The sequence below is a fragment of the Paenibacillus sp. JNUCC 34 genome (assembly GCF_058269055.1).
On sequence record NZ_CM177770.1, the window covers coordinates 1,140,622 to 1,153,457 of the forward strand.

Consider the following 12,836-nt stretch of genomic DNA (forward strand, 5'->3'; position numbering starts at 1 on the left):
ATGAAACGGCGCAACAAGAAAAATAGGATATTCGGCAGAGTAGGATCTTCTGATGGATCTGTCTCGATATTTTTAATCATTGCTCTGTCCATGGTGTTTATGTTCGTCGCTGTATTTATTGATTACGCGCGGGTAGCAGCAATGAAGGTCCAAAGTGAGCGGTTGGCCCGTGCCGCTGTTCGGTCTGTCATGTCCTCCTATGATCCTCAGCTGCAGCAGGAGTATGGTCTATATGCGTTCGGGGATAGCAGCGGAGATTTTATTATGGGTAAGATGCTTAACGAAAGCCTGAGCCCAGGAGAAAGAGGCGATGCCTTCCATCTGCTGCCGCTGGAACTCGATAGCTCGGGCCTTTCACTAGAGCGCCCGTTAGGGAAGTATAACATTTTTAACCGTCAAATCAGTGAGGATATGAAGTACAAAGCACCCATTGATTTTACGCTGGAGCTAGTGAATAAATTCAAACCGCTGTCACAGTCAATGAAAGAGGCATCTAACGCGGTGGACGTCTTAAAAAAGCTTAGGAAGTTGTATGACAAAAGGGAAGAAGCACTCGATGACATGCTGGCGAAACAGCGAAAAGCAGGTGAAGTTGTAGAGGCATTGTCAAAGCTGATCATGAATCCGCCGGGTTCATCCATTACGGATACCTCTTTGGGGGGAGGTATCCGTACAGCTGCGGATGCTGCGGCACAATATAACGATTACGTGACCAAATCTCAGGAGGATGCTGCACGCCCGTCAGATGAAGAGAAATTGTACACTGATCTCATTCAGTCCTACTTAGATGGAGTTTCTTCCATGAGTATTATCATCTCACTCAAAGTGGAGAAGATCCGTAAGGAACAGGACAAGCTGTTGAATGATGCGAACGAACGGTGGGAAGAAGCCCGGCAATTAAATGAAGAAATGAAACAGGTTATCAAAGATGCGGAAAACCGTTCCGAAACCGAAGGATATGATCAAGTAACAAGGGATAACACCCCTGGGTCAGATGGTTCGAGTGCCGGTGATGCGGAAATGATTATGTCGATACGAAAGCAGGCGGAAAAGCTCATTCATTCGGAAGAGTTGTTGAACGGTTTGAAGAATGAAATTTCAGCGCAGAAAAGCCGATGGGATGCGGTAGATAGTCAGGTTTCAGGACTTCTCGCATCAATGGGTGGAAGCGGTATGAAGGGGAGCACAGTAAGCGCCAGCAGCAGCGTTCAGGATTATCTTCGGAAGTACGGCATACCGGGAAATGAAAATATTCCGGATCGTGAGCTTGCTATGCTGGAGCAGTTTCGTTCATCGGATAAAGAGCGGAAAGCGACGGAGAAGAAGGCTCAAATGAAACTGAAAGAGGCCGCCAAGGTCATCGATGCCATCGGTGGATCAAGTCAGCAGAGTAATGAAATACAGGAGCAGTTTCGTAAACTTCAGCGTTATTACGATGAAAGCCTCACGTTTAACGAAGGACAAGGAGGATCTGGTGAGGCTCCGTTTAAAGGCAAAGGGCTGGACAATGATCCTTATGATGCGGGGAAATCATCAATGGATGAAATGGACGGCGCTTATGGCTCGATGGGGAATATGTTAAACGGTATAAGGGATGAGCTATTTCAAAATGAATATGCGGTCCATTATTTTCAGCATTTTGATATTACCCGGCTGGAAGAGATCGTTAGAAATCCTTCAGCTGTTGACCAATTAAGTGAGGAGTTTGCAGTAGGTAAACAGGAAGTGGAGTATATACTATACGGATTTCATAATCCTGCAGGTAATGTTGCAGCTGCTTATGCTGAAATTTTCGCGTCAAGGCTTGCAATACGTACTATGGAAGGCTTTGTGGTGAACAGTAAAATGGGCAACCCGTTGCTTATTTTAGCGGCAGCTATTCTGTACGGCATCGAAAAGGCTATAGAGGATATGGTCCTGCTCTGTAAGAAAGGTTCAATTCAGCTGTCGAAGTACGTACCTGTAGAGATAACGTACAGGGACCACTTGAGAATGTTTCTGTTTATCCACAGCAATAATGAGAAAAAGATGTCTCGTATGCTGGCGCTAATCCGGCTAAATACAGGAGTGAATCCGGCCGACAGGGGAACTTATGCATCCGGTGAAATCGTTACGGGAATACGGCTGTGGTTCCTGCCAGGGATTACGAAAGCGCTTGGCTCCGTGTTTGACAGCGGCACCGATCAAGTGGAGGGCAACCGATACTTTGTAACCCGTAATGCTGATTTTTCCTATTAGGAGTTCATAAATGAAACGAACCTTGCTTATGAAATTAAAGAGGAGGCGGGAGGTTCCTGCGTCTGAACAGGGCAGTATGGTTGTTGAAGCATCGATTGTGCTGCCCTTGTTCATGTTTTTTGTTATATTTCTCATTTATATTGTTCAGATGACACTCATTTCAACAGCGCTGCAGAGTACAGTGTCGGATGCCGTTAAAACAGTTACATCCCATATATATCCTGTATCTCTAGCTGTTAATAAGGGGAGCGAGGACAGCGGAGCGGAAGGAAAGGCAGGTCAAACTTCACATTGGGAGATTCCGAAGTTGTCTCTTACTGACTGGGTTTCACAGTACAGTTCTTCCCTTCCATCACCTCTAAATCAATGGGTAGCAGATGCAGCCGCAGCTGGTGACGAACCGCTTCAGCAGCTAAAAAATCAGGCTGCAGAGGCAATACTTGATCCCGTCATCAAGCCGATCTTAAAGCCGTTTATGCCTAAAGGTCTCCTGGATTACGACCGCATTCATGTATCCAATGTCTCGGTGCCCAATCTAAAGAGTGGGGAAAACCCATACTTTGGAATTGAGGTCAGCTATGAGCTACCAATCCGTGTTCCATTTATGAATAAGAAGATCGTACTACAAGCTAAATCACAGGAAAGGCTGTGGATTGGAGACACCGGCGAGGGTGGGGGCAACGGCTCAAATGAAGGCGAGGGAAAGGAAGGGAGCATCCAGTTGCTGGAAAAGCCTGATCCGGCAATTGCAAGTAAACAGGCAAAAGTTAAGGTGAAAGTGGAGCCTGGAGCTTCCGCCAATATGTCAGTGTACTACAAAACCGGAAAAAGCACGGCGAAGTATTTGGGCTGGAAGACAGCAGATGAGAATGGTTATATCGAATGGGAGTGGAACGTGGGCTTTAATACAACTCCGGGCACTTGGCCATTTATTATTGAAACCGCTGATGGCGAACGTTTGGAAGTGATGTTTACGGTGGTAGAGCGGCAGTAAGAACTGTACACGTGTTAATGAGGGAGATAGGATTAATGGATTTTGCCTATGCAGTATGTGCGGTCTTTTTGGTTGCAGCATTTTATACCGATATTCGCTCCATGAAAATATCGAACCTACTTACAATGCCGGCGATGATAATCGGCTTGGCTTATCACGGAATGACGAGCGGATGGGAAGGGATTCTTTTTTCAGTTAAAGGGTTGGCCGGTGGATTCCTTGTTGTGCTGGTTATGTATTTTATCGGAGCAGTAGGCGCGGGAGACGTCAAATTATTTGGAGGCATAGGAGCTTGGTGCGGGTTAGGCTTTACACTCCAGGCAGTGGTTTACTCGGTATTATTCGCCGGATTGATCGGCTTGTTCATTCTGATCTGGCGCAGGGAAACATTCAAGAGGCTGAGAAGAATGGCAGGCAACGCTGCAGGTGTATTCATACTTAGAAGTCTTTCTCCATGGAGCAATAGTAAAGAGGAACACTTGAGATTTCCTTTTATGATCGCTGTTCTGCCCGGTGTAATCTGTACTTATATTTATTATCACTTGTAGGAGGGATGGAGTTTGTACGGCCTGATACGAGATTTTGTTCAAAATGGGGGAACCTTTATGATTCTGGATCGGCCGGAAGGTTTGATGTTGGGCCATCTCAGCCAGGTTCAGCTGGGGATGATCCGCTCCTCCCGGATTCCCCATTTTTTACCGCTCCATACGAAGGAATTGGATTTCCGTATTACGCTGGAATACAACATTACAGGTAAGAAAATGCTGTCCCAGGCACTGAAAAGTGAGAAGCTGTCACTTATTGAGTTTTATGGTTTGCTGCTGCAAATCGCCACAGCTTTGAATGACAGCTTCATGTATATGCTTCGGCCAGAGCAGTACATTTTGGATGAGAGCTATATGTTCATCGAAGGCCCTCTTCATCTGGGAAAGCTGCACCTGACTTATGTACCACTTGATAAGGCCGAAGCTGTGCCTGAACAAATAAGGACGTCGGTCAGAGATCTGATCACCCGTCTGATGTCCTCTGTCTCTGAGCTGAGAGGCGGCGGTGTACAGGCCATGATGCACTACTGCAATGATGAGGGCTTTAGTCTGGCCGGACTCAAACGGCTACTTATTGATTTGTTAGCGGGTGAGGGGGACGATGGTCGCCGGGAGCAAGGAGCAGCAGGTCAGTTGAACGGCTACCAGACAGACTCTGTCTCTATGATCTCAAAAGCTGGCGAAGCCAAGATGAACCCTGTAGGCAGGAGCGACGATAGAGCCCAAGAAACTCGCTCAAGTACATCAAGTACTCCGGCAGGACATGGGGCAATGGAATCTGTAAATCGGTTGAGCCACCATGTGATTGGCATAGGAAATAATATTGCGAAAGCGGATTCAAGCTCTTCCTTCCAGAGAGGGCTTGCGGAAGCGGGAGGTGTACAACTTAACGCTGGGTATGGCGTACATAGTAAGCGAGGAGGGATTGCCAATAGCGCCGAGTCATTGGAAGGAAAGTCTTTAAAGCCGCTGTTGACTTCAAGAAGCCAGCCGGAATGGGATATGCCTCCGGATTCGGAATCTGAGGAAGGGAGAGGGAATTCCTCGTTAAGAACCTATTGGCTGCTGGGAGGGCTTCTTGCAGCGGCCGTAGTATGGAGATTCCTTTATTTGAACAACCCGACCGGAGTAATGATGGCAGCTTCAATTGTATGTACGGTAGCAATCGGCGCATTGTCACTAATGGGCTGGAAGGGGAAGATTGGGAAATCGGCTGATCAGTCAGAAGATTATTCAGATTCTTTGCCTATGTTTGATTCGGTTGAGCTAGAACATAAAAAGCTGCGGAATCCTAAATCACTAGGGTTTCAGGCGGACAAATTGACCGGATGGTTTGCAGGCAGGGCCAAAGATAAAACTCACGAAGAGGAAGATGCCCCTAGTGAGGATTGGCGATGGGCGAAACCTCCAACTTCAACCCGTGAGAGACAACAACCTTCAAGGGAGCATGTCATAAGTCGGCATGTCCAGGAGGACGAGGCGGAGATACCGTCTACCGGAGATTATTACAATCAATTGCCAAGCCGGACCGAAGTATTGTCTTCAGCTGGAGACGGAGGAACCGTGCTTCTTCAACCTAATGCGGATACAACAAAGGATGGAGTCGAAAGAGCAAGAGCTGCTTCTGTTCCGAGTGCCTTTTTAGAAGTGATTGGGGTAAACAAGGATGGGGTACCAGAACGGGTGGAGTTGCACCAATCGCATTTTATTATTGGTCGATCGGCTGAGGTATCCCAGTACGTAGCCCAGGTCGTTGGCACCTCACGTGCACATGTGGAATTGTCCCGTGGACCGAAGGGGTACATCATCAAGGATCTGGGCTCCAAAAACGGAACCATCTTGAAAGGCGAACCCATGGTTCCGTATAAGGAATATCCGCTGCAGGAAGGTGACACCTTCCTGATCGCAGGCGGAAGGTATACGTTTCGCGCTTCCTGATGATATGATGATGAAAACCAGTGGACGAAGAGACATTGACCCTCTAAGTTTATCGATGATTTTCTGGTGTGTATTTATTTGGGCATTTTGCATTAATCTAACGCCTTGCTGAACAAGGAATTTTTGAGCATAAAAAAGGTCATGAAAACTGACCCTTTTAAACACCCTAAAACCCGAGAGGATGTTAAAGGATTATGTAAATCTTCTTGGTCTCCATTATGACGACAGTGGGAATGTATAAATGTTATCTTGAGGATTTTGAAACTAAGAAAAGATCGGTTTCAGATGTTTTTGATAATCCTGGTGATGCAGTCGAAGATGCAGAGAACAAAATTATTAACGAGTAGCCGCTAAAGGTCTGCTCGATTTTTATGAAAGATTAATTTGATACGGATAAAGCTTATGTACAAATAAACAAGCCCTAGAAATCACTCTAGAGGCTTGTTTGGTTTAATTGTAATATTAATCTTCAAATAACTCATCCATTAATTCATTAATTTCTTTCCTTTTGTTCACTGTAGCGGCTTTATCAATTGTAATCTTCTCATTCTCGAAGACTAAAACATCTCCAACTTCACAATTGTCTGGCAATTTAACTCTCGGAATGTCTTCAGTAACTCCGTTAAACTCTATAACAGCAATGTTTCCCTCAAAACGATCGACAATTCCTTTTCTCATTTCGCACCTTTAGTTGAGGTAAAAGTTATTTTAGATCCATTACTGATTGCCGTTATAGTTCCTTTTTGGTCTGTACGCATTACACTAGCTCCGACATTCTTCAAACGTGCAATGATCCCTGAATTCGGATGTCCATAACTATTCTTTCCTACGCTAATGATTGCATGCTTTGGCTTTATTGCATCTATAGACTTCTTACTCGATGATGTGCTTGAACCATGGTGTCCTACTTTTAATACATCTGCTTTTAGAGTTGATTTGTTTTTAAGCATATCTGTTTCCGACTTGATTTCTGCGTCACCAGTAAAAAGGAATGAATTGTTCTTATATTGCACCTTGAGAACAGCACTCCATTCATTTAAATCGTTGCCATATCCACTTACAGGAGCTAGAAATTTAGCGGTAACACCATTAAGCGGGATTGTAACATCTTTCTTTGCTTGTTTGATGGTCAGTCCTTTATTCTTAACAGCCAACAAGAAATCCTTATATGTATCAGTGGTATGCGAAACCTTTGGAGCATAGACAGATTTTACATTAACAGACTTTATAACATCGTCTAGACCGCCAATATGGTCAGCATCTGGATGAGTTGCTACTACTGCATCAAGAGTTTTTACTCCAAGGTGGTTAAGATATTTCACAACATTCTTACCTTGATTATTATTCCCGCCATCGATCAGAATGTATTGATTTCTTGGTGTTCTGATCAGCGTTGAATCTCCTTGAGCAACATCGAAGAAATACACCTGAAGAGTACCAACAGTCTGTTTCTTTGGCATCACAAGCGTTGGGACTGCTGGAGTAGCTTTTTTGGTTGATGTTTCTTTTTTAGGCTTATTGGTAGTAGTTGTAGATTTTTTAGATGAAGATGAACTTGAAGAGCTACCACCTCCATTGTGATAGTGATACTCGCCATCTTTTAAACCCCACTTAGCACAGTTTGTACGGCAGTAATGCCCTCCGCTCGAATCAGTTCTTCCTGGGTGGGCGTTTGCCATGCTTGGCGAGAATACGGCAAAAATCAACATCAAAGCTAAAGAAATATTAATGAGTTTGCTATTCATCTTTACCTCCATAGTAATTTGTGAGTGCTATAACAACTCAATAATCTTTTTGAGCCAATATTGTTGTTTTTCTATTAAGCTATTTTCTTTTTCTAAGCTTGCTAACATTGCTTTGGAACCTGGTTTAAACTTATATCTTTGACTCTCTAATTTTCTTATCTCTGATTCTATTTTATCTATCTGTTTTTGATAATATTTGATCTTATCAGCCTTACTTTGACTCTTTTTTGCTTGACTCTTTTTTGCAATAGTCGTGGGTGCGGTTTTCTGTGCGTCAACTTGTATTGGTGCTACTACGACTGAAGATAGTCCTAATACAAAAGTGACTGCAACTATTAATTTCTTCATTTATTCTGCCTCCTAATTTTGGAATGTTCTCTCATATAGTAACACAGACACTGGAAAAGGTGTGCTCGTTTAGGTAATTAGACGCACAACAATAGTCTCGAACAGTTAATTGCTGAAAACGTCCCAAGTTAGGACCCCATTCATGAACTCAATTGAAACGACCCCATAACATCGATTCTGAGGATTAAATCCTTATAACTAATCAGCGAATCTAGATTTCTGTCCCGCGTTCAATATAAATACCCTTTGGATAGAGTGGGGCTTTGTTCTTCTATTAAACAATCAATGGATATTGGAAAAAGAAGCGCAAAAAGAAAAAGCGTTAAAGCCTCGACAAGTTCATGTATATGCTTCGGCCAGAGCAGTACATTTTGGATGAGAGCTATATGTTCATCGAAGGCCCTCTTCATCTGGGAAAGTTACACCTGACTTATGTACCACTTGATAAGGTCGATGCTGTGCCCGAACAATTAAGGACATTGGTAAAGGATCTGATCACCCGTCTAATGTCCTCTGTCTCTGAGTTGAGAGGTGGTGGTGTACAGGCCATGATGCAGGAAGGTGACACCTTCCTGATCGCAGGCGGAAGGTATACGTTTCGCGCTTAAAACAACTTACACCTGAGAGAAAAAGTCAAATGATTAAAGCAGGTGGATCAGATACCTCTGTCCGATATAGATTTTTGGAAAAGCACTGTATCTTTAACTGGTACGGATGTTTTTTTTCTTGATACGAATATCTTAGTAGCATTATAGGAGATAGCATGGTTCACATTGAGAAAGTAGCAGAATTGTATAGTATTCAGCTACCTGAAACCTTTAAAGAGGTTATCGAGAATCAATTCAAGTATCTACTGAATGATGATCGAGTATTTGCGTTTTAACGATAATAAATTGAAAAATGTAGAACTTAAAAGGTTCACTCTATTACTAGATATTGGGGGGGGATGCCGCCGGATAGCTACCCGTTTCGATAAATTAGCCTGTTCGTTTAGAGCTTTTTTAACACTGGCTTCCATTATGGTTTGGTTTGCTTAGGTTTGAAGACAGGTCCTAGTTTATTATCAAATATATTATTTTCGTTCAATATGCATTTTTTGTAATATGAAAAATATTGATTTGTATATATAATTTACCTTAGAAGTTACCAAGAGAGATATATGAGGAGGTTTCTTAGGTAAATGAAGAGAGGTATCACAAGCTTTTTGATTGTTTTTATGATTGTCTATGCTCTTCCTTTGCAATTTGTAGATGCGGCTAAAGCAATCACGGTAAAAACAAATGTGCATTCTTATAAAGGACAACAATACGTCCAGATAACTGGTGGAGACAAAAAGATAGTTAATAAAATTAACCAGGCCCTTAAACAGCACGCTTTAAATGCTGCCAGAAGTGATGCATTACTAAAGAAAGACAATAAAGATTTTTGGTATAAGACAACAGTTAATACGAAATATAATAAGAATGATAGATTATCAGTTGTTTATTATAATAGTTTTTATTCTGGTGGTGCTCATGATTTAGTCTCTACCACCTCGTTCAATTATGATTTAACTAACGGTTATAAAATCAGATTGGCCGACATTGCTTCTAGTGAAAAGCAGATTACCAATCTGTTTGACTCTGTTTCAAAAAGTTTATTAAAGAAGTATCAAAACGGGGATAGTATATTCGAGGATAATATTTATGACTTTCCTTTAACACCTAATTCCAACTTCTATTATTACGACAAAGGAATAGTAATTAGATTTGATCCTTATGCGGTGGGGCCTTTTTCTAGGGGACCTATAGATATTCAAGTTCCTTTTACTGATATTAATAAAGCTCAATCCTACGTTTCACCAATAAATAATAATAATGCTACTTCTGGAACTGCAGAGTATATTGAAGCGAGATTAGACGATACCTTTGAAGGTTTTGATGAGGGGAATATATATAAATTAGATAATGGTCAAATATGGATGCAAGTAAGTTATGATTATGCTTACTCATATCAATACAGACCAGATGTAATTATTAGTAAAGTTGGATCAAGGTATTTTATGATCGTCGCAGATGAAGACGAAGTCATAGAAGTTGAACGTTTAAAATAAATTGGTTTCAGACGATACCCTGTAGGATTTTTTTTATGATACAAACAAAACAAGCCCTAGAAATCATCCTAGAGGCTTGTTTTGTTGTAATTTAATCTTCAAATAACTCTTGTGAGGAAACAGCAGACAATTCCACAGCCAAAATAAGAGAGTTTTTTTATATTTCTAATGGCTGCCGCTTATACTTGTTCGTAAAGAAACAATCATGTTATCCGTTATCCGTTATCCGTTATGTAGGAACATAATGATGTGTCATTACTTATTGAGCAGATGTTCGTAAGGCGTATAATCGATGCCTTTTTTATGAAGAAAGGTCACCAGGAACTGATAATCGCGTTTAGGGGTTGCTATGATATAACCCTTAATGCAGTGATCTCGGGTTACCTCGTTGGAACCGGTTTCCACCGCAATCTTGCCGATTTCGGCTGCGATCGAGTGTTTGGCGATGTCCCGGAATGGACCGGGTACCGGCATAACAAGCTCACCCAGAAACTGCTTGGAGTCCTCTGTCCAGAGCGGACGGCTCTTCTCCACCCAATAATTCTGCCAGTCCAGCTTGGACTTACCGTCAGCCTTCGGCAGTACCTTTAGAAACTTGCGGAACATGAAAAATCCGCCGATGCACATCAGCCCAAGCATAACCCATCCCCAAAAAGCAATGGAGTTCATGAACCATGACGGTGGCGCACTGGATGTCAAAGTCCTAAGGACGATCGCAGTGTTCAGCATCTTTATATCACCTCTATGATTTATATCACATGATACTTTCATGAGAATTATAACGTAATTCCAGATTTATTTCGAGAGTGTAGCGAATGTAAACCAATGAAAAAAACTATGTTCTTTTGAAAGTTTATGAATATTTCCATCCTTTTTCATCGAAAAGGGCTTGTAGCTGTTTAAATAGTGTGGATATAATGTGAAAGGACAAATTATAGGACTCTCTAATATGGGTATGTAGAATGAATGAGTCCATATGAGGAGGATTTTATTGAAAGGTTTTATTAAAGAGTTTAAAGAATTTGCGATGCGAGGTAACGTCATCGATCTGGCCATCGGGGTTGTTATTGGGGGAGCATTTGGAAAGATTGTCACTTCCATCGTGAACGATATCATCATGCCTCCGATTGGGGTATTACTTGGTGGCGTTAACTTTAAAGATCTTATCATTAAGCTAAAGCCGGATATGCGGATGCCGAACGGAAGTGAGATCACCACTTTAGCAGACGCTAATGCGGTAGGCGCTCCTGTCCTTGCCATTGGACAATTCATTAACACAATGATTGATTTTCTGATCATTGCTTTCTGTATCTTCCTGCTTGTTAAGGGGATCAACTGGATGAAAAGAGAGAAAAAAGAGCCTGAACCAGAGAAGACTACCAAGGAATGTCCATACTGTCTCTCTGAAATTCCGAAAGCTGCTTCCCGCTGCTCCCAATGTACATCGGTTTTGTCTGAGTCCGGAGCGGAACATTCCTAAACATTGGACTATAGTGGAAGGTATGCGTAATTTATTTGAAATGCCTGATCCTGTGGTTAAAAAAAGAAGAAACTCTCGAATCTTTGTTGTACATGAAAAGACCTTATACCAACTGGGCTGACTTGCGTTTAGCGGGTGAAGACCACGTGTATTGTTAGAGATACGAAGACCCTATCTGTACACATCGGTAGGGTCTTCGTCATATTATTTCTCTCTTTTCTCCAAAATCATCCTCCGCTTTCCATCCCGCTAGATTTATTTCGATATACACGCTAAAATAAGTGATAATTGTGTGAAAGAGGGGGATGCCACATGCTGAAAATCGGTTCCCATGTGTCCTTTTCAGGACAGGGGCTGCTGAGTGCAGCGACGGAAGCCAAATCCTATGGCTCCAGTTCGTTTATGATATATACCGGCGCACCGCAAAATACGCGCCGTAAGCCAATTGACACGATGTTTTTGGAAGAAGGTAAAGTAATGATGCAAGAGTGCGGTATCGACGAAATCGTCGTTCACGCACCATATATTATTAACCTGGGATCGTACAAGCCTAATACGTATGAGCTTGCGGTTAGCTTTCTCCAAGAGGAGATCCGCCGTACGCATGCCGTCGGTGTGAAGAATATTGTGTTGCATCCGGGCGCTTATACGGATAAGGATGCGGTGTACGGAATAGACCGGATTGCGGAAGGACTGAATGAGGTTCTTGGTGGTACGGACGAAACGGATGTCAAGATTGCTCTGGAGACAATGGCAGGCAAAGGCACAGAAATGGGCCGCAGCTTTGAGGAAATTGCCCAGATTATCGACAAGGTAAAATACAACGATCGTCTCGCAATCTGTCTGGACACCTGTCACATTCACGATGCGGGTTATGATATTGTTAGTGATCTCGATGGCGTACTGGACGAGTTTGACAAGCTGATCGGGTTGGATCGTCTTTCCGTTGTTCATATCAACGACAGCAAAAATCCTCGCGGTGCGGCGAAAGACCGTCACACCCCGCTTGGAACAGGCTGGATCGGATTCGAAACGATCAATAACATCGTTCATAACGACCGCCTGCAGGGCCGTCCGTTCATTTTGGAGACGCCTTGGATCGGTAAGGATGCAAAAACCCAGCGTCCGATGTACGAGATCGAAATTGCGCTGCTGCGTGATGAGGTGGAGGCGCGTTTTGGTTCTGAGTTTATAGCTCAGGTTGAAGAACTGGGACAGTTTTTTGCAAAAGAGGGAATTGAAGGACGGTCATTCGTACTGGACACATGGACGGTATTGAAAAATGACGCCAAAGCAAAAAAGGCAGATCCTCGCGAGCCTATGGAGCGCCTTTACGACATGGTCGTAGCTGAAGGCCTACTGCAAGATTGCACAGAGGAACAAATCAACCAGCGTATTATCGCCTGGCTGGCCGGTAAAGGGCAGAAGGCTTAGATGCAAGAATAAGCAGTGATAG

General features: G+C 43.0%; 12 protein-coding genes. 8 read left to right on the forward strand and 4 right to left on the reverse strand.

The window, feature by feature from the left end; translation table 11 throughout:
* The 4 genes from AC2TF5_RS05235 to AC2TF5_RS05250 are packed head-to-tail and all read left to right on the forward strand — an operon-like array spanning position 1 to position 5,715.
* Positions 1–2,238: a hypothetical protein gene (locus AC2TF5_RS05235; protein WP_491301161.1), complete on the forward strand. Its 2,238-nt coding sequence runs from the start codon at positions 1–3 to the stop codon at positions 2,236–2,238.
* Between the two features lie 10 nt (positions 2,239–2,248).
* Positions 2,249–3,232 (forward strand): TadE/TadG family type IV pilus assembly protein, encoded by a 984-nt coding sequence (locus tag AC2TF5_RS05240; RefSeq protein ID WP_491301162.1) that lies wholly within the window; start codon positions 2,249–2,251, stop codon positions 3,230–3,232.
* A gap of 35 nt (positions 3,233–3,267) precedes the next feature.
* Complete coding sequence (locus tag AC2TF5_RS05245; RefSeq protein WP_491301163.1) at positions 3,268–3,780, forward strand: A24 family peptidase; 513 nt, start codon at positions 3,268–3,270, stop codon at positions 3,778–3,780.
* A 12-nt stretch (positions 3,781–3,792) separates the two neighbouring features.
* Positions 3,793–5,715: a DUF6382 and FHA domain-containing protein gene (locus AC2TF5_RS05250; RefSeq protein WP_491301164.1), complete on the forward strand. Its 1,923-nt coding sequence runs from the start codon at positions 3,793–3,795 to the stop codon at positions 5,713–5,715.
* A 462-nt stretch (positions 5,716–6,177) separates the two neighbouring features.
* Here AC2TF5_RS05250 and AC2TF5_RS05255 read toward each other — a convergent pair whose 3' ends face one another.
* Genes AC2TF5_RS05255 through AC2TF5_RS05265 form a run of 3 tightly spaced genes read right to left on the reverse strand, consistent with a single transcriptional unit; the run spans position 6,178 to position 7,808 of the window.
* Positions 6,178–6,393 carry a DUF3006 domain-containing protein gene (locus AC2TF5_RS05255; protein WP_491301165.1) on the reverse strand — a complete coding sequence of 72 codons (216 nt, stop codon included), beginning with the start codon at positions 6,391–6,393 and terminating at the stop codon, positions 6,178–6,180.
* Positions 6,390–7,460 carry an MBL fold metallo-hydrolase gene (locus AC2TF5_RS05260; RefSeq protein ID WP_491301166.1) on the reverse strand — a complete coding sequence of 357 codons (1,071 nt, stop codon included), beginning with the start codon at positions 7,458–7,460 and terminating at the stop codon, positions 6,390–6,392. Before AC2TF5_RS05260 ends, AC2TF5_RS05255 begins: the two co-directional genes overlap by 4 nt.
* A gap of 27 nt (positions 7,461–7,487) precedes the next feature.
* A complete protein-coding gene (locus AC2TF5_RS05265) occupies positions 7,488–7,808 on the reverse strand; it encodes a hypothetical protein (protein WP_491301167.1) in 321 nt (106 codons plus the stop codon).
* 386 nt (positions 7,809–8,194) lie between these two features.
* Between AC2TF5_RS05265 and AC2TF5_RS05270 the strand changes: the two genes are divergently transcribed.
* Positions 8,195–8,416 (forward strand): hypothetical protein, encoded by a 222-nt coding sequence (locus tag AC2TF5_RS05270; RefSeq protein WP_491301168.1) that lies wholly within the window; start codon positions 8,195–8,197, stop codon positions 8,414–8,416.
* A 572-nt stretch (positions 8,417–8,988) separates the two neighbouring features.
* A complete protein-coding gene (locus AC2TF5_RS05275) occupies positions 8,989–9,900 on the forward strand; it encodes a DUF3298 and DUF4163 domain-containing protein (protein ID WP_491301169.1) in 912 nt (303 codons plus the stop codon).
* 255 nt (positions 9,901–10,155) lie between these two features.
* Here AC2TF5_RS05275 and AC2TF5_RS05280 read toward each other — a convergent pair whose 3' ends face one another.
* Positions 10,156–10,629: a DUF2621 domain-containing protein gene (locus AC2TF5_RS05280; protein WP_491301170.1), complete on the reverse strand. Its 474-nt coding sequence runs from the start codon at positions 10,627–10,629 to the stop codon at positions 10,156–10,158.
* 247 nt (positions 10,630–10,876) lie between these two features.
* Here AC2TF5_RS05280 and mscL point away from each other — a divergent pair, with 247 nt between their 5' ends.
* Both mscL and AC2TF5_RS05290 read left to right on the forward strand, forming a co-directional pair.
* Complete coding sequence (gene mscL / locus AC2TF5_RS05285; RefSeq protein ID WP_491301171.1) at positions 10,877–11,380, forward strand: large conductance mechanosensitive channel protein MscL; 504 nt, start codon at positions 10,877–10,879, stop codon at positions 11,378–11,380.
* Positions 11,381–11,692: 312 nt separating this feature from the next.
* On the forward strand, positions 11,693–12,814 hold the full coding sequence (locus tag AC2TF5_RS05290; RefSeq protein WP_491301172.1) for a deoxyribonuclease IV: 1,122 nt from the start codon (positions 11,693–11,695) through the stop codon (positions 12,812–12,814).
* The last annotated feature ends 22 nt before the right edge of the window (positions 12,815–12,836 follow it).

Bases quoted from the DNA above. Each gene is read 5' to 3' on its own strand.
- AC2TF5_RS05235 (WP_491301161.1), top strand. From the start codon at position 1: ATGAAACGGCGCAACAAGAAAAATAGGATATTCGGCAGAGTAGGATCT.
- AC2TF5_RS05240 (WP_491301162.1), top strand. From the start codon at position 2,249: ATGAAACGAACCTTGCTTATGAAATTAAAGAGGAGGCGGGAGGTTCCT.
- AC2TF5_RS05245 (WP_491301163.1), top strand. From the start codon at position 3,268: ATGGATTTTGCCTATGCAGTATGTGCGGTCTTTTTGGTTGCAGCATTT.
- AC2TF5_RS05255 (WP_491301165.1), bottom strand. From the start codon at position 6,393: ATGAGAAAAGGAATTGTCGATCGTTTTGAGGGAAACATTGCTGTTATA.
- AC2TF5_RS05260 (WP_491301166.1), bottom strand. From the start codon at position 7,460: ATGAATAGCAAACTCATTAATATTTCTTTAGCTTTGATGTTGATTTTT.
- AC2TF5_RS05265 (WP_491301167.1), bottom strand. From the start codon at position 7,808: ATGAAGAAATTAATAGTTGCAGTCACTTTTGTATTAGGACTATCTTCA.
- AC2TF5_RS05270 (WP_491301168.1), top strand. From the start codon at position 8,195: ATGTTCATCGAAGGCCCTCTTCATCTGGGAAAGTTACACCTGACTTAT.
- AC2TF5_RS05275 (WP_491301169.1), top strand. From the start codon at position 8,989: ATGAAGAGAGGTATCACAAGCTTTTTGATTGTTTTTATGATTGTCTAT.
- AC2TF5_RS05280 (WP_491301170.1), bottom strand. From the start codon at position 10,629: ATGCTGAACACTGCGATCGTCCTTAGGACTTTGACATCCAGTGCGCCA.
- mscL (WP_491301171.1), top strand. From the start codon at position 10,877: ATGAGGAGGATTTTATTGAAAGGTTTTATTAAAGAGTTTAAAGAATTT.
- AC2TF5_RS05290 (WP_491301172.1), top strand. From the start codon at position 11,693: ATGCTGAAAATCGGTTCCCATGTGTCCTTTTCAGGACAGGGGCTGCTG.